Origin of the sequence: Aestuariimicrobium sp. T2.26MG-19.2B (genome assembly GCF_950101875.1) — a bacterium.
Taxonomy (GTDB): Bacteria; Actinomycetota; Actinomycetes; order Propionibacteriales; family Propionibacteriaceae; genus Aestuariimicrobium; species Aestuariimicrobium kwangyangense.
This window is the reverse complement of sequence record NZ_CATNLW010000001.1, coordinates 1,025,054-1,041,548: the sequence shown is the minus strand read 5'-3', so window position 1 is coordinate 1,041,548 and position 16,495 is coordinate 1,025,054. Positions and strand designations below refer to the sequence as shown.

General features: G+C 68.4%; 13 protein-coding genes. 8 read left to right on the top strand and 5 right to left on the bottom strand.

Annotated features, from left to right (window positions below):
• Nucleotides 1-8: 8 nt before the first annotated feature.
• From QQZ11_RS04595 to QQZ11_RS04580, 4 genes are all read left to right on the top strand, one after another.
• Nucleotides 9-1,472: an O-antigen ligase family protein gene (locus QQZ11_RS04595; RefSeq protein WP_284548942.1), complete on the top strand. Its 1,464-nt coding sequence runs from the start codon at nt 9-11 to the stop codon at nt 1,470-1,472.
• Nucleotides 1,473-1,533: 61 nt separating this feature from the next.
• On the top strand, nt 1,534-2,139 hold the full coding sequence (locus QQZ11_RS04590; RefSeq protein WP_022909047.1) for an acyltransferase: 606 nt from the start codon (nt 1,534-1,536) through the stop codon (nt 2,137-2,139).
• Nucleotides 2,139-3,230, top strand: coding sequence for a DegT/DnrJ/EryC1/StrS family aminotransferase (locus QQZ11_RS04585; RefSeq protein ID WP_284548940.1), 1,092 nt, complete (start codon nt 2,139-2,141; stop codon nt 3,228-3,230). Before QQZ11_RS04590 ends, QQZ11_RS04585 begins: the two co-directional genes overlap by 1 nt.
• 1 nt (nt 3,231) lies before the next feature.
• Nucleotides 3,232-4,233 (top strand): Gfo/Idh/MocA family protein, encoded by a 1,002-nt coding sequence (locus tag QQZ11_RS04580; RefSeq protein WP_026377637.1) that lies wholly within the window; start codon nt 3,232-3,234, stop codon nt 4,231-4,233.
• 48 nt (nt 4,234-4,281) lie between these two features.
• Here the strand turns inward: QQZ11_RS04580 and QQZ11_RS04575 are convergent, their stop codons facing one another.
• Nucleotides 4,282-5,706: a ricin-type beta-trefoil lectin domain protein gene (locus QQZ11_RS04575; protein ID WP_284548939.1), complete on the bottom strand. Its 1,425-nt coding sequence runs from the start codon at nt 5,704-5,706 to the stop codon at nt 4,282-4,284.
• A gap of 249 nt (nt 5,707-5,955) precedes the next feature.
• On the opposite strand from QQZ11_RS04575, the gene QQZ11_RS04570 reads away from it, so the two are divergent.
• The gene (locus QQZ11_RS04570) at nt 5,956-7,746 is read left to right on the top strand and encodes a glycoside hydrolase family 2 protein (RefSeq protein WP_284548938.1); all 1,791 of its coding nucleotides are present in this window, start codon (nt 5,956-5,958) and stop codon (nt 7,744-7,746) included.
• A gap of 48 nt (nt 7,747-7,794) precedes the next feature.
• Here QQZ11_RS04570 and QQZ11_RS04565 read toward each other — a convergent pair whose 3' ends face one another.
• Nucleotides 7,795-8,964, bottom strand: coding sequence for a cation:proton antiporter (locus QQZ11_RS04565; RefSeq protein WP_284548937.1), 1,170 nt, complete (start codon nt 8,962-8,964; stop codon nt 7,795-7,797).
• A gap of 86 nt (nt 8,965-9,050) precedes the next feature.
• On the opposite strand from QQZ11_RS04565, the gene QQZ11_RS04560 reads away from it, so the two are divergent.
• Nucleotides 9,051-10,358 (top strand): nucleotide sugar dehydrogenase, encoded by a 1,308-nt coding sequence (locus QQZ11_RS04560; RefSeq protein WP_284548936.1) that lies wholly within the window; start codon nt 9,051-9,053, stop codon nt 10,356-10,358.
• Nucleotides 10,359-10,565: 207 nt separating this feature from the next.
• On the opposite strand, the gene QQZ11_RS04555 is transcribed toward QQZ11_RS04560, so the two are convergent.
• A complete protein-coding gene (locus QQZ11_RS04555; RefSeq protein ID WP_284548935.1) occupies nt 10,566-11,420 on the bottom strand; it encodes a fumarylacetoacetate hydrolase family protein in 855 nt (284 codons plus the stop codon).
• Nucleotides 11,421-11,546: 126 nt separating this feature from the next.
• Nucleotides 11,547-12,749 carry a GNAT family N-acetyltransferase gene (locus tag QQZ11_RS04550; RefSeq protein ID WP_284548934.1) on the bottom strand — a complete coding sequence of 401 codons (1,203 nt, stop codon included), beginning with the start codon at nt 12,747-12,749 and terminating at the stop codon, nt 11,547-11,549.
• 172 nt (nt 12,750-12,921) lie between these two features.
• Between QQZ11_RS04550 and wecB the strand changes: the two genes are divergently transcribed.
• Nucleotides 12,922-13,989 (top strand): non-hydrolyzing UDP-N-acetylglucosamine 2-epimerase, encoded by a 1,068-nt coding sequence (gene wecB, locus QQZ11_RS04545; RefSeq protein ID WP_022909056.1) that lies wholly within the window; start codon nt 12,922-12,924, stop codon nt 13,987-13,989.
• Between the two features lie 4 nt (nt 13,990-13,993).
• Complete coding sequence (locus QQZ11_RS04540; protein WP_284548932.1) at nt 13,994-15,079, top strand: glycosyltransferase family 4 protein; 1,086 nt, start codon at nt 13,994-13,996, stop codon at nt 15,077-15,079.
• A gap of 35 nt (nt 15,080-15,114) precedes the next feature.
• On the opposite strand, the gene QQZ11_RS04535 is transcribed toward QQZ11_RS04540, so the two are convergent.
• Nucleotides 15,115-16,464, bottom strand: coding sequence for a sugar transferase (locus QQZ11_RS04535; RefSeq protein WP_342395076.1), 1,350 nt, complete (start codon nt 16,462-16,464; stop codon nt 15,115-15,117).
• Nucleotides 16,465-16,495 lie beyond the last annotated feature (31 nt).

The window sequence follows — 16,495 nt, the reverse complement described above, 5'->3', positions numbered from 1 at the left end:
GGCTGCTCATGACGACGGTGGCCCCTCCCCGGGAGGAGACCTTGCATCCCGGGTCACCTCCACACCTGTGGGCCGTGCGCCTCTACGACTGGGCGCTGCTCGGGCTGGTCGTGATGATGAGCCTGTTCAACACCCTCGGCCCCTGGCCGGGGACGGCCCGACTGCCGCTCTACCTGGTGCTGATGGGCGGTTACGTGGCGATCGGGCTCGGCCTCGCCGTGTGGTGCGCCCTACGCGGGCAGCGTTGGTGGAAGCTGCCGACCGGGGCCTGGGTGACCCTGGCCGCGGGGACGGCCCTGTTCGTCTACGCGTTGGTCTCGACCACCTTCAACCGCCAGGTCATCTGGGTCGGCAAGGCCAGGCGGGTCACCGAGGTGCCCCACGACATCACCACCACCCCCCTGCTCTGCGCCCTGGTGACCCTGTGGGCCGCCTTCCTCGTGGTGGTGCTGACCCAGCCCCAGGACAGGTTCCCGCTGCTGTGGCGGCTCTCGGTGCTGGTGGCCCCCCTCTCCGTGGTCGGCTGGGCGCGCGTCTGGTTGGACGACCACTCCCAGCGCCTGTGGACGCAGATGGGGGGCAGCGCCGTCTATCCGGTCGTGCTCCTGCTCGGCGGCGCCATCGCAGCTGCTGGCGTGGTCCGGCCCTACCGTCCGCGGGCCTCGCTGTGGCTGGTGGTGACGCACCTGATCCTGCTGATGCTGACCGGATCGCGGGCGGCGTTGGTGATGCTGGCCGCCGTGGCCGTCCTGCTCGTGGTCCGGCTCGGCCGCACCCACAAGGGTCTGGGGGAGCGCCTCGCCCGACTTCCCAAGCGGGTCTTCGTGCTCGCGGGGGGTGCGCTCGTGGCCGGTACCCTGCTCTCGCCCGTGCTGGGACGACTCGACCAACGCTCTCTGGGACGTGTGCAGACCTGGCTGGTCGGCTGGGTCGCCATCAAGTCCCACTGGGAAAGGGTCGTCTTCGGCCTCGGCAGCGGCACCATCTGGCCGTGGTTCGCATACGAGTCGGGGTGGCAGCCACTGCCGTGGCGCAGCCGCCTCACCGGTCCGTTTGGCTACACCCTCTATCACTCGCACTCGGTCTACCTCGAGGTGATGGCCGAACTCGGGCTGGTCGGGCTCGCCCTGCTGGCCCTGGTCATCTCACCCGTGGTCATCCAGTGGATCCGCGGCGGTCCCGCTGCCTCGGTCGCGATGTCGTCGGGTCTGGTCGCCACCGGCATCGGGTTCGCCGTCGACACCTATCTGTTCAAGAACTACCCGATCTCGCTGGTCTGGTGGCTGGTGGTCTTCGTGGTGCTCACCACCTATCCCAACGGCTACCCCGCCGGTGCGGAGGATCCCCCACCGCTCGCGACCCCGGTGGTGGGCGTGCCCGTGGTCGAACCCGAGCCAGTCCATTCCCCGCTGACCAGCCAAATCGCCACAACGCCCGCCCCGGTCCCGGTCGCACCCGAACCGGAGCGGTAGGCTCGTCCTGCACTGCCAGCGGGGGCGCACCCTGCTGGCCGTCCTGATTCAGGAGGCTTCCTTGTCCAATGCGCGCATCCAGCCCTCCGCCGATCTCGATGACGGCGTGACGATCGGGGACGGATCCTCTGTCTGGCACCTCGCGCAGGTGCGCGGTGGGGCCGAACTCGGTGAGAACGTGATCGTCGGACGAGGGGCCTACATCGGCTCGGGCGTGCACGTCGGCGACAACTGCAAGATCCAGAACTACGCCTTGGTCTACGAGCCGGCCCTGCTCGAGGACGGCGTCTTCGTCGGCCCGGCCGCGGTACTGACCAATGACACCTTCCCGCGGGCCATCAACCCCGACGGCACCGCGAAGAGCGCCCACGACTGGGAGCCGGTCGGGGTCACCCTGAAGCAGGGCTGCTCGATCGGTGCCCGCGCGGTGTGCGTGGCGCCGGTCACCGTCGGCCGGTGGGCCACGGTCGCGGCGGGCTCCGTGGTGGTCAAGGACGTGCCAGATTTCGCGCTCGTGGCCGGGGTGCCGGCCAAGCGCATCAAGTGGGTGGGACGCTCCGGCTTCCCACTCGAACCGGCCGGTGACCGACGTTTCGTCGACCCCAGGACCGGCGACCAGTTCGTCGAAAACGACGAGGTCCTGACTCTCGTGGAGGAGAACAACTGATGACTGCTGAGTTCATCCCGCCGGCGAAGCCGCTGATCGGCGACGAGGAGCGTGCTGCGGTCGACCGCGTGTTGCGTTCGGGCATGATCGCCCAGGGCCCCGAGGTGGCAGCCTTCGAGGCCGAGTTCTCTGAGCACTTCAAGCTGGGACGCGCCTGCGTGGCCGTCAACTCCGGCACCTCAGGTCTGCACCTGGGTCTGCTGAGCTGCGGTATCGGTGCGGGCGACGAGGTCATCGTCCCGTCGTTCACGTTCGCGGCGACCGCCAACTCGGTCGCCTTGACCGGCGCCACCCCGGTGTTCGCCGACATCGAGCGGGGCTCGTTCTGCCTCGATCCCGCCTCCGTCGAGGCCTCGATCACCGAGCGGACCAAGGCCATCATGCCGGTGCACCTGTACGGTCACCCGGCCAACATGGTCGCCCTGCGCGAGATCGCCGACAAGCACGGGCTCAAGCTCTTCGAGGACGCTGCGCAGGCCCACGGTGCCTCGCTGAACGGCATCCCGGTGGGTGCCTTCGGCGAGTTCGGGATGTTCTCCCTCTACCCGACCAAGAACATGACCTCGGGTGAGGGCGGCATGGTAACGGCCGCCAACGACACCATCGAGCGCAACCTGCGCCTCTACCGCAACCAGGGCATGTTGCAGCAGTACCACAACGAGGTCGTCGGGCTGAACAACCGCATGACCGACATCCACGCCGCCATCGGTCGCGTGCAGTTGACCAAGGTCGACGCGTGGACGAAGACCCGTCAGCAGAACGCCGACTACCTCTCGTCCCACCTGGAGGGGGTCACCGCCCCGCCGGTGGCCGAGGGTGCGGTGCACGTCTACCACCAGTACACGATCCGCGTGGCCGACGACCGCGACGGCCTGGCCAAGGCGCTGAAGGACGAGTACAACGTCGGCTCGGGGATGTTCTACCCCGTGCCGAACCACCGACTGAAGCCCTTCCAGTCACCGGTCGAGCTGCCCGAGACCGAGCGCGCCGCCCTCGAGTGCCTGTCGCTCCCGGTGCACCCCTCGGTCACCCAGGAGCACCTCGAGCGCATCGTCACCGCGGTGAACACCCTGGCCAAGGCGGGTGCCTGAGATGGCGAACCTGCGTGCCGGGCTGATCGGCATCGGGTCGATGGGCAAGAACCACGCCCGCAACCTGAAGGCCATCGACGGGGTCGACCTCGTCGCCGTCGCCGACGCGTCGGGCAAGGACCCCTTCGGGGTTGCCGACGACCTGCCCGTGCTGCCCGACATCGACGCCCTGCTCGAGACCCCCGACCTCGACTACGTGGTGGTGGCCGCCCCGACGTTCACCCATGAGGAGATCGGGATCAAGCTGGCAGAGGCCGGCGTGCACGCCCTGATCGAGAAGCCGCTGGCTGCCTCCGCCGAGGCCGCCCGCAGGCTGGCCGACGCCTTCGAGGCCAAGGGCCTGATCGGTGCCGTCGGTCACATCGAGCGGTTCAACCCGGCGCTGCAGAGCCTGCGCAAGCGGCTCGAGAACGGTGACCTGGGTGACCTCTACCAGATCGTCACCCGGCGCCAAGGCCCCTTCCCCAACCGGATCGCCGATGTCGGTGTGATCAAGGACCTGGCCAGCCACGACATCGACCTGACCGCCTGGGTGACCCAGCGCAAGTACGAGTGGGTGGCTGCCCGCTCGATGTTCAAGTCGGGTCGTCAGTACGAGGACATGGTCTCGGCCACCTGCACGCTGTCGGGTGGGCTGATGTCGAACCACCTCGTCAACTGGCTCTCGCCGACCAAGGAGCGGCTGACCATGGTGACCGGCGAGAAGGGCATGTTCATCGCGGACACCCTCACCGCCGACCTCACCTTCTACGCCAACGGCACGGTCGCGACAACCTGGGACGACATCGCCAACTTCCGCGGTGTCGCCGAGGGTGACATGACCCGCTTCGCCATCCCGAAGCCCGAGCCCCTGCGCACCGAGCACGAGAACTTCCGTGACGCGGTGCTCGGCAAGGAGGGCGCCAGCATCGTGACGCTCGACGAGGGCGCCAGGGTGGTCGAGGTGTGCGAGGCCATGATCGAGTCGTCCAAGACCAACCAGTTCCTCAAGATCGAGGGCTGAGCCCGGTCCAGAGTCTCACCTCGCTTCGCTGTTGCACCACCCACGTGGTCAGGCGCGGCTCCACTGCTGGTTGGAGGCGCCCGTGCAGGCAGCGGCCACGACGGCCGCCCCGTTGCCCGGACCGGTGGCGGTCAGGCACAGGCCCGTGCCGGAGACGACCGTGGAGTCCGGCTGGATCGTCCAGTGCTGGTTCGCGGCGCCGGTGCACCTGTCGGCAGTGGCGGCGCCCTCTCCAGCGGTCAGGCACAGGCTGGCGTAGACGGTCAGTTCACCGGCGTCGGTGAGGTTCCAGGACTGGTTCCCGCCACCGTTGCAGTCCCACAGGTCGAGTGCCTCCCCGGGTGTCGTCGACCACCCCGGCACGTCGAGGCAGCGTCCTCCGTCGGCCACCCGCAACGGGTCACCGGGCGGGGAGGCGGGGTCGGTGTTGACCGGCTCCTGCTTGAGCAGTCCCCAGCCCCACTGCAGTTGGGCCAGCCCGCTGGCCGAGTTGACCTCCAGGTCGGACTCGCCCACGAGGGTGGTCATCGAGTACGAGTCACCGTTGCGCAGACCGGGCCAGTAGACCAGCCCCATCTGGTGTTCGCGCACGTACTGGGTGAGGGCGCCCAGGTAGGCTGTCGAGACGTTGCCCTCGTGGTTGCCGTAGTTGAGGCCGATCGTCATGGGGGAACCGGCCTCGTCCACGATGGTGCGGGACTCGCAGCCCTGCAGGCGGGGGGTCAGGTTCTCGAGCCACTTCTGCTCGGTGGTGTCGTTGCCCCAGAAGCCGTAGAAGTGCAGGGACAGCAGTGTGCCCGACAGTTCCGGTGCGGCGCAGACGCCCTGGACGCTGTCGTTGTACCCGGTTCCGGAGACGACGATGCGCGAGCGGGGCACCGAGGGGTGGTCGGCGATGAACTGCGCGTTGATGTCCACCCACTCGCCGAGGCTGTAGCCGTGCGGTTCGTTCATGGCCTCGAAGAGGACCTTGGGGTTCTTGGCATAGGCAGCGTCGACGGTGCGCCACATCTGGGCCCAGGCGACCGGGTCGTCGATCCGGCCGTCCTTGGAGGTGTCGGCCTCCCAGTAGCTCAGGATCACGGTGAACCCCGAGTCAGTGGCCGCGTCGATGGCTGCCCGGTACTTCGTCCACCAGTCGGTGCCGACGCTGGACGGGTTGATCGGCAGGCGGACGGTGTTGGCGCGCAGTTCCTTGCGGAACTCTCCGATGATGCCGCTGGCGATCCGGTAGTTGGTGGCGTAGTCGGCCTGGGGGTCGAGGCCGGAGGGGACGACGGCGTCGTGGGCGTAGTTGTCGCGAGGATCGGCCCAGTTCACGCCCCGGAAGGCCGAGGTGTTCTTGGGCAGCGGTGGTGCGGCGTCGCTGGGGGCCGAGGGCAGCGCGCAGGCCGCGACGGCCAGCGCGGCCACGAGCAGAACCCTGGCTGCGTTGCGCCACCTCGTGGGGGAATGGGGGGAGAATCTGGTCACGGGAGGTCCTTCGGTTCGTCGCTGAACTGGCCGCTCCCCGGCAGCTCGAGGGGAGCTGGAGCGGCTGGCCGCCACTCTGCCACAGGATGTTTGCGCAATCATGGATCGTTACAAGATTCCGTGTGCGCGTCGTGCGGGCGTGTTCTCGACGTCATGTGGACGAGGCTCCTGTGCGATCCCCCGGCTCCCGGTAAACTGCCGTTTCCAACGTTGTAAGTGACCGAGTCGTCAGCATTCGAAAGGTGTTCCATGTCCCTCCGGATCGATCATCCCCGTCCACGACTGCGGCGCGACCGCTTCACCAGCCTCGACGGGCCCTGGGACTTCGTCCGCGACCCCGACAACCAGGGCCTCGCCGAGGGCTGGCACCACGTCTGGCCGGTGGCTCCGGACCGGGCAACCATCACCGTTCCCTTCGCCCCGGAGTGGGAGGCGTCCGGTGTCACCGGCCACCAGCACACTCCCGTGGTCTGGTACCACCGAGCAGTCGCCCTCCCCGACGACACCCGCGAGGGTGAGCACGTCATGCTCCACTTCGGGGCCGTCGACCATGCGGCCGACGTCTGGATCGACGGCGAGCACGTCGCCCACCACTCGGGCGGCTACACCCCCTTCCGCACCGAGGTCTCGCGACTCCTCGCCCGGGAGGGCGAGCACCACCTCGTCGTCCGCGTCGTCGACGACAACACGCGCATGGACCAGCCCCGCGGCAAGCAGCACTGGTACGGCGTCAACGAGTCCATCTGGTACACGCCGACCACAGGCATCTGGCAGTCGGTCTGGCTCGAGCCGGTCGCCCCGTCCCACGTGGTCGACCTGGTCAGCACCCCCGACATCGGACGAGGCCTGCTGCACGTCGAGGCGGTCCTGCCCGAGCCCCTCACCGAGGCGGGTTCAGGTGATGTCACGGTCGAGGTCAGCGCCTCCTTCGAGGGTGCCCCGGTCGCCTGGGGCGCGGCACGGATCGACCGACGTGGCCGGGCAGCCATCACCCTGAGCCTGCGCGAGCAGCACGCCGGACTGCGTGGTGACGACCTGATCGATGCAGGCGGGGTGAAGTTGTGGAGCCCCGATCGTCCGAACCTCTACCAGCTCGAGGTCGTCGTCAAGCAGGGCGGTGAGGTGGTCGACACCGTCAGCAGCCACGCCGGCATGCGCGAGATCCAGGTGATCGACGGTCGCCTCTGCCTCAACCGTCGCCCCTACCCCCAGCGGCTGGTGCTCGACCAGGGCTACTGGCCCGAGACCGGGCTCACCCCGCCGAGCGCAGAGGCGCTCGTCCGCGACATCGAACTCTCCAAGGAACTCGGCTTCAACGGTGCCCGCAAGCACCAGAAGATCGAGGATCCGAGGTTCTTGTACGCCGCCGACGTGCTCGGCTTCCTCGTCTGGGACGAACTGCCCTCGGCCTACTCGTTCACGCCGAACTCGGTGGCCGAACTCTCGACGATGCTGACCGAGTTGATCGCCCGCGATCGTTCCCACCCCAGCGTGGTGACCTGGGTGCCCATGAACGAGTCGTGGGGCATGAACGACCTGACCAGCCCTCTGCAGCAGCACCTGCAGGCGACCCTGTACCACCTGGCCCACGCCATCGACGGCAGTCGTCCCGTGGTCGGCAACGACGGGTGGGAGCAGGTCGCCACCGACATCATGGCGGTGCATGACTACCGCACCCCCGACCAGGTCGCCACCGGGTTCGAGGAGGACGATGCGTGGGCCGTCCGCCCGCCGGCAGGGCGTCGGCTCGTCGTCGGCGACGAGGTGACCGAGGACGCACCGTGGCTGATGACGGAGTTCGGTGGACTGTCACTCTCCGACGACGACGGGTGGGGCTACCACTCCGTCAAGAACGGGGACGAGCTGCTCGCCGAGACCGCTGCCCTGATCGAGGCGCTCAAGCAGGGTCCGTGGCAGGGCTACTGCTGGACCCAGCTCACCGACGTCGGCACCGAACTGAACGGAATGCTCACCTTCGACCGGAAGCACAAGCTCGACGCGGCCCGGCTGAAGGCGGTGCAGGAGGACTTCCGCCCCTGAGTCGGTGACTCGACCGCTTCCTGTTGACGGGGCTTCACGATGACGGCTTCACGATGACGGGGCCGGGGGTTCCTGGCCGACCAACCGCACCACGCGGGGCATCACCAGCGACACCCCGGCCATCGTCACGAGCGCCCCCAGCAGCAACGCCGCGGGTTCCCCGGCCGCCAGCAGGCTGGCCGAGGACGAGGCCTCCCGCTGCGCGATCAGCGCGGCCGCGGCCACCGGTACGCCCAGTTGTGAGGCGGTGGTCACGGCGAGCGGCCACGGCTGTCGGGTGAGGGTCCCCACACAGTGGACGACCACCGCCCCCACTCCCAGACAGGCTCCGAGCGCGATCGCCGTGGGGTGCTGGGCCAGGGCCCGCAGGTCGAGGGATGCTCCCAGCCAGACGAAGAACATGGGGGCGAAGAAGCCCTCGGTGAGGGCGAACATCTGGTGCGCGACCCGGCGGGGTTCACCGATCGCGGCCACCACGAGTCCCGAGGCGAAGCCGGCCAGCATGACCGACACATGGGTGGCGGTCGCCAGGGCAGCCAGGGTGAACAGCACCACCAGGGTCACCCGCAGCTCGATCGCGAGCCCGCGTTGTTCGCTGAGGTCGTGCACGCGGCGGCGGCGTCCGTGGTCGGTGAGCTTCTTCAGCACCAGGAAGGCCACCGCGGCCGCCACGACCACCGTCACTGTGCCGACGGCCGCTCGTCCCGCCCTGGATGGTTCGATCACGAGGGGGAGCGCGATGATGCAGGCGGTGTCCGCCACGACCAGTTGGGCGAGCATCTCGAGGCCGGGCCGGCTGGTCACCTCGGTCGATCCCAGCGCGGGGAGAACGAGGGCAGCCGAGGACGAGGCCAGCAGCACCGCGTAGAGGGCAGCATGTCCGGTGCCGAACGCCGTCGCCAGACCCCATCCCGCCGGGACGGCCAGCAGGCCAACGAGCACGGCGCGCATGGCCCCGCGTCCCAGACCCGACAACAGTCCGGGACTGCGCAGCGGTACATGGGTTCCCGTGATGAACATCACCATCGCGAAGCCGACGTTGGCCAGGAACGAGAACGTGGAGTCGTGGGGGTGCAGCAGCCCGAATCCGGTCACGCCCAGCACCACGCCGACCGCCAGTTCCGAGATGACGACCGGCAGCCGCAGCCGGCGGGTGAGCGCCAGGGCGGGGCCCAGCAGCGCGACCACGCAGATCAGGGCGAGGGTTGCGAACGACATCGTGAGCCTGATTCTCGCAGGCACCCGTCCGCGTGACCACGACGTGTCCCGGTAGGATCGCAGACGACTTCCACGAAGGGATACCCATGTTGATTTCGGTCGTCGCGCTGGGCAAGATCGGCCTGCCGCTCGCGGTGCAATTCGCCAGTTCGGGTCACGAGGTGGTCGGCATCGATGTGCAGCAGCGCGTCGTCGACCTGGTCAACCAGGGACGCGAGCCGTTCCCCGGCGAGGCGCACCTGCAGGACAAGCTGGCTGAGTTGGTTCCCGCCGGCAAGCTACGCGCCACCACCGACTACTCCGAGGCGATCCCCGGGTCCGACGCCATCGTGATCGTGGTCCCGCTGTTCGTCAACGATGACACCTGGCAGCCCGATTTCGGCTGGATGGAGGCCGCCACCCGCTCCTTCGCCGAACACCTGCAGCCCGGCGCAGGCACGCTGATCAGCTACGAGACCACCCTGCCCGTGGGCACCACCCGCAACCGCTGGAAGCCGCTGATCGAGGAGGTCTCCGGACTCAAGGAGGGCGTCGACTTCCATCTGGTGTTCTCGCCGGAGCGTGTGCTCACCGGCCGCGTCTTCGAAGACCTGCGCAAGTACCCCAAGCTGGTCGGAGGACTGTCGGCCGAGGGCACCGAGAAGGCCATCGACTTCTACCAGCAGGTGCTCCAGTTCGACGACCGCCCCGACCTCGCCCCCAAGACCAATGGTGTCTGGGACATGGGGTCGGCCGAGGCCGCCGAGATGGCGAAGCTGGCCGAGACCACCTACCGTGACGTCAACATCGGCCTGGCCAACCAGTTCGCGAAGTTCGCCGAGAAGAACGGCATCGACGTCTTCAAGGTGATCGCCGCCTCGAACTCGCAACCCTTCTCGCACATCCACCTCCCCGGCATCGCCGTGGGTGGCCACTGCATCCCGGTCTACCCGCGGCTGTACCTGTACACCGATCCCGACGCGACCATCGTCCGGACGGCACGCGAGGCGAACATGACCATGCCCGAGCACGCCGTCTCGGCCGCCGAGGGCGCCCTGGGTGGGCTGGCGGGCAAGACGGTGCTGATCCTGGGCGCCAGCTACCGCGGCAAGGTGAAGGAGACGGCCTTCTCGGGTGTCTTCCCGACCTTCGCGGCCCTGCAGGCCCGCGGCGCGGTGGCCCTGGTCGATGACCCGATGTACACCGCCGAGGAGTTGTCGGCCCACCACCTCGACCCGTACACCCCGGGCACCCCGGTCGACGCGGTCATCATCCAGGCCGACCACCCCGAGTACGCCGACGTCACGGCAGCCGACTACCCCGGGGTCAAGGTCCTGGTCGACGGTCGCCACTCGTCCAAGGCCGAGAACTGGGCCGGGGTCACCCGCATCGTGATCGGTGACGGCGAGGCCTGAGCGCCACACCCCGCAGCACCCGGAAGCCCCCGCGATCCTCGAGATCGCGGGGGCTTTCCACGACGGCTGTGTGCGGCTCGAGCCGCGGCAGTCCTGCGGGTGCCGGGCCCGAGGCGACCGATCGGGCTTCTGGATGACCTGGCGGGCCCGAACAGGGTCGTCAGGCGGGTCGGGAAGCCGGAACGGGTCAGCCCGACCGGTTCACGGTCAGCGTGGCGGCAGCACCCGCTGGCGTTGCTCGCCCAAACCGTCGATGCCGAGCCGCATCACCTCTCCGCCGTGCAGGTACTGCGGCGGCTTCATGCCCAGGCCCACTCCCGGGGGCGTGCCGGTGTTGATCAGGTCGCCGGGCTCCAGCACCAGGAACTGGCTGAGGTAGTGGACGATGAACAGCGGGTCGAAGATCATGGTCGCCGTCGAGCCGTTCTGCATCCGACGGTCGTCGACGTCGAGCCACATGCCCAGGCCCTTCACGTCGGCGATCTCGTCGGGGGTGACCAGCCACGGACCTGCGGGATTGAACGTCTCGCACGACTTGCCCTTCGACCACTGGCCGCCACGCTCGGTCTGGAACTCCCGCTCCGAGACGTCGTTGACCACGCAGTAGCCGGCGATGTGGTCCGCGGCCTCCTCGACGGTGTCGAGGTAACTGGTGCGGCGACCGATCACGATGCCCAACTCCACCTCCCAGTCGGTCTTGACCGAGTTGCGGGGAATCCGCACGTCATCGTTGGGTCCGATCAACGTGTTGGGGGACTTCGTGAACAGGATCGGCTCGGCCGGCACCTTCTGCCCAGTCTCGGCCGCATGGTCGGAGTAGTTGAGACCGATGCACAAGATCTGGTGTGGACGGGCGATCGGCGCGCCGATGCGCTGGTCGCCGATCGGACGAGCGTCCCCCGCCCGTTCAGCGATCACCGACGGCAGGGTCTCGAGGCCCCCTCGTCCGAAGAACTCCTCGTTGAAGTCGGGCACCACGTCGGACAGGTCGACGTAGGCGTCGTCACCGACCAACGCAGCCGGCTTCTCGGCCCCGGCGGGTCCGATGCGCAGCAGTTTCATGGGGCTCCTTCGTCCAGGAATCGGGTGGTGCTTGCGAGCATCTCCACTCTAGGGACGGGCCACCCGCCCGGAGCGCCGCGACCGCGATCCGTGCGTCACTGCTGGTCGCTGGTCACTGGTCACTGGTCACTGGCCACCGGCCGCCCGGATCAACTCCGCGATCCGCGGATGCCCCGTTGCCACCGCCCATCCCAGTGGGGTGCCGTGGAACTGCGAGTCACGGGCTGTGAGGTCGGCACCGGCGCCGAGCAGCACGACCGTGAGCCCCTCGTTCCCCGAGGCCGCCGCGTGGTGCAGGGGACGGGCATCCCACGGTTGGGTGACCAGTTCCCGAGCCCTCGGGTCGTCTGCGGCGGCGGTGGCCTCCCGCGTGAGGCCGAGGCTCCACATCGCGACCAGGTCGGGCACCTGACCGCGCCGCACCAGGGCGTGCAGTACCTCTGGTTGTCCGAAGCGGGCCGCCAACTGCTGGCCCGACAGGCCGCACCAGAAGAGCTCCGGCACGTCAGCCTGCCACCTGTCGATCGCCCCCGACCCGATGGCGCGCACCCCAGCCTGTTCGTGCTCGGGTGGGTCGGCGAGCAACCGGTTCGTCGAGCGCAGCCAGGTCTGGCCGACCCCGACCTGGCGGAATCCCGCGGTCTCGTAGACGTGCTTGGCCATCGGGGTGCTGTTGAGGCCCATCATGGTGGCGCCACCATCACGAGCCGTGCGCACCGCTGCGGCGGTCAGCGCCCCACCGATTCCCCGGCGGCGGTACTGGTCGGCGACGCCGACGTTGAACAACCCCGCCCAGCCATGGTCGTCGAGGTGGACGACCGCCTGCCCGACGGCGCGACCGTCCTCGTCCGCCACGAGCCAGTGGATGTCGTCAGTCTGCCGCGCGAACTGCTCCAACTGGGGCGCGGAGGCGTAGGGAACCGCCGCCGCGAGCAGCGGCGCGATGTCATCGGGCCGGCCCAGGCGGACGACGCCCGGCCATGCGGGCGAGCAGGAATCAGGATCAGCAGGGACGGCGTCCGTTCGCAGGTCGGCCACCATCCACCACGGCTCGAACCCGACCCGCCAGCCACCCGCCAGCAGGGTGAGGTCGAGTCCTGGGTCGGGGGTGTGCGACCACACGATCGCGTCGAGAGCACCCATCCTGCGCACCCAGTCGATGGCCGCCCCGAGGTGGGCGACCGTCTCGTCCGCACTGTCGGGCAGCATCAGGTGGGCGAACGTGCCGGTGACGCCGGCCCGTAGCGTGCCGAACCCACGCACCCGATCGGGCGGGGTGAGTCGCTCCTGCCATCGGATCTGGTTGTTGAAGAAGGGTGCGGACGACATGGCATCTCCTGTGGTTCACGCACGGTGGCGAGGGGTTCCCCCACCATCCCAGAGCATCTGGGGGCCACGCGCCCCTGCGACCACACGGTGCGGCGGTGAACGGGCCCCCTCTCGCTAGAGTGGGCCCGTCTGGTCAGCGGTTCCGCTGGCACCCCGCCGCAAAGGAGTCCTGGTGCGCGTCGTCAGCATCGTGGGAGCCCGTCCTCAGTTCGTGAAGCTCGCCCCCGTGGCCAAGGCGTTCGCCGAAGCCGGGATAGACCACAAGATCGTCCACACCGGGCAGCACTATGACGTCAACATGTCGGACTCGTTCTTCGTGGAGTTGGGCATCCCCGCCCCCGACGTGCACCTGGGTGTCGGCGGCGGCACCCACGGCGCCATGACCGGACGCATGCTCGAGGGGCTCGACCCCATCCTCACCGACCTCGCCCCCGACTGGGTGCTGGTCTACGGCGACACCAATTCGACCATCGCCGGAACCTTGTCGGCGGTGAAGATGCACATGAAGGTGGCCCACCTGGAGGCCGGACTGCGGTCCTTCAACCGGCGCATGCCCGAGGAGCACAACCGCGTGATGACCGACCACGCGGCCGACCTGTGCCTCGCCCCGACCAAACTCGCCATGCAGCACCTGGCCGACGAAGGCCTCGCCGGGCGTTCGGTGCTGGTCGGCGACGTGATGACCGATGTCTGCCTGCAGGTGCGTGACGCGGTGCTGGCCCAACCCCGTCCTGTCCCGGGCATCCCGGACGACCGGCCGTTCATCCTCGCGACCATCCACCGCGCCGACAACACCGACGACCCCGAGCGCCTGACCGCCGTCCTCAATGCACTCGGTGCCCTCGACCGCGACGTCTACCTGCCCGTGCACCCGCGGGTGAAGGCGCGAGCCGAGTCGCAGGGCATCGCACTCGAACGGGGCAACCTGCACGTGATCGAGCCGCTGGCCTATCCCGACATGGTCAACGCTGTCGTCCACGCCGACGGGGTGGTCACCGACTCCGGCGGTCTGCAGAAGGAGGCCTTCCTGCTCGGCACCGTCTGCACCACCGTGCGTACCGAGACCGAGTGGAGCGAGACCGTGGACAACGGTTGGAACATCCTCGACCCCGAACTCACGCAACTGGCCACCTCGGCCGCTCGCCCCGCCCCCGCAGCGGACCCCTCGGCCCCTTACGGCGACGGCCGCGCCGCAGCCGAGGTGGCCCGCGTCCTGCTGGCGCAGCCCGGTCAGGACTGACACCTTGCGCATCGTCCACCTGTCGACGGTCCACCACGACTGGGACAACCGGATCGTCAACAAGGAATGTCGCGCACTCGCCGAGGCCGGGCATGAGGTGCATCTGGTCATCTCCGCGGACGAGGACAGGGTCACCCACGGCGTCCACGTGCACGCCATCCAGCGCCGTTCGCGCGCGAGGCGACTGCTCGGCTCGCAATGGGAGGGCTGGCGCAAGGTCGCGGAGCTGAAGCCCGACCTCGTGCACATTCACGACCCCGAACTGATCCCCATGGGGGTCACGTTCGCCCGAACCCGGGGCGTGCCGCTCATCTACGACGCCCACGAGGACCTCGTCAAGCAACTGACCACCAAGCCGTGGCTCGGTCCGCGCACGGCCAGGCTGATCAACCCCGTGGCGCGGCAACTGCTGCACCTCGCGGACGCCAACTGTGCCGCGATCGTCACGGCCACCGATGACATTGCCGCCTCGTTCTCACCCACCCGCGGGGGCCGGGACCGTCCGGTCGTGACCGTGCGCAACCTGCCGTGGGGTCGGGACTTCACCGTCGTCGATGTCGCCCGCAACCCCCGCACCGCCGTCTACACCGGCGACCTGACCCAGGAGCGCGGGGCGTCATTGATGGTCCACGCGATCGAACAGACACCGGAGGCGACCCTGGTGCTCGCCGGACGACTGCTCGTCCCCGAGTCCGAGATCGAGCGTCCCCAGGTGGACTACCGCGGACTGGTGCCCCCGTCCGAACTCCCCGGGATCATCGCCGGAGCCCGGGTGGGGCTGATCTTCCTGAAGAGGTTGCCCAACTACGAGAACTCGATCCCCACCAAGGTCTTCGAGTACATGGCATCGGGGGTCCCCTTCCTGGCCACCGACTTCGCCTCGTGGAAGCAACTGTTCGGGGGCTGTGAGGGTGGTGTCTTCGTCGACTCCGACGATCCCGAGGCGGTCGTCCGCGAACTGAGGTCGCTGCTGGATGATCCCGAGCGCTGCGCCGAACTCGGTCGTCGGGGTCGACGGGCCGTGGAGCAGGAGTTCAGCTTCGAGGCCGAGGCCACCAAGCTGGTGGGACTGGTCGAGACACTGGGCTGATCCGGTTCGGCCTGGTTTCGACCGTCATGGCGAGCTCAGTGCAGCACCACGGTGCCCGAGGGCAGGGTGATGCCCTCGACCGCCTGCTCCTCGTCGGCACCAGCCGAGGACACCTTGTCGAACAGGATCTTGACCGTCTGCAGCATGATCTTGAGGTCGAGCACCGGTGAGTAGCGCTTGATGTAGAGCAGGTCGAAGTTGAGCTTCGACTCGAAGTCGCTGGCGTACTTGCCGTACACCTGCGCGTAGCCCGTGACGCCGGCACGCACGTTGTGCCGCAACGGGTAGTGGCGGTTCAGTTCGGTGAACTGCTCGACGAAGAACGGACGCTCCGGCCGCGGCCCCACCAGCGACATGTCACCCTTGAGCACGTTGATCAGCTGCGGGAGTTCGTCGATCCGCATCGAGCGCAGGTACTTGCCGATGCCGGTGACCCGAGCATCGTTGCCGGTGGCCAGCACTGGTCCCGACTGCTTCTCGGCGTCCGCGGTCATCGACCGGAACTTGAGGATGTCGAAGCGACGGTTGTTCTTGGTGATCCGCACCTGCCGGTAGAACACGGGACCGGGTGAGGTTGCCTTCACGAGCAGCGCCGTCACCACCAAGATGGGGGAAGTCAGCACGACCCCGACCAGGGCCACCAGGAAGTCCCCGGCGCGCTTGAGCAGTTCGTACTCAGCGGGGATCTTGAAGGGGGTCACCAACACGATCGACTCGTCCTCGATCGACATGATGTTGGGGTTGATCATCAGCAGCCGGTTGAAGTCGGCGGTGAAGAAGACCTCCTTGCGCTGTCCCAGCAGGTAGTCGACGATGGCCCCTCGGGTGCCGGCGTCGATCAGGTCCGAGACGTGCACGGAGTCGTACTCGTCGAGGTGGCGCTGGAGGTGCTCGACGTAGTTGCCGTCGACGACGTGGGTGAGGCGGTGTCGGCTGGCCCGGTTCGAGGTGAGGTTGCGGACGGCCCTCGACGCGTGGTCGGGGATGGTGAGCACCATCACCCGTTTGTTGCCGCGCACCTTGCGGTAGATCGCGTAGACCAGCACCCGCCAGATCGAGAGCACCACGAAGCCCAGCACGAGGTTGATGACGATCACACCGCGCGGGAACGCGAAGAAGTTGCCGAAGAAGGTGGTGACGCCGATCAGGCCCGAGACGATGATCTGGTTGATCAGCGTGATGATCACCAGGTCGAGCGGGGTCTTGTTGTAGAGCACGTAGATGCCCGAGAACGCGCTCACCACGACGAACGCCACCAGCGCGAAGCTGAAGGTCGAGGTGATGGCATCGAGGTTGCGGGCGGGCACGGGGTTGCGCAGCCCGAACCGCAGCACGGCCGAGAAGAACAGCACCGCCGTGAAGATCGCCGCCTCTGCGACCACCATCAGCAGCTTCTGTGCCTTGGCGAAGTTGTCC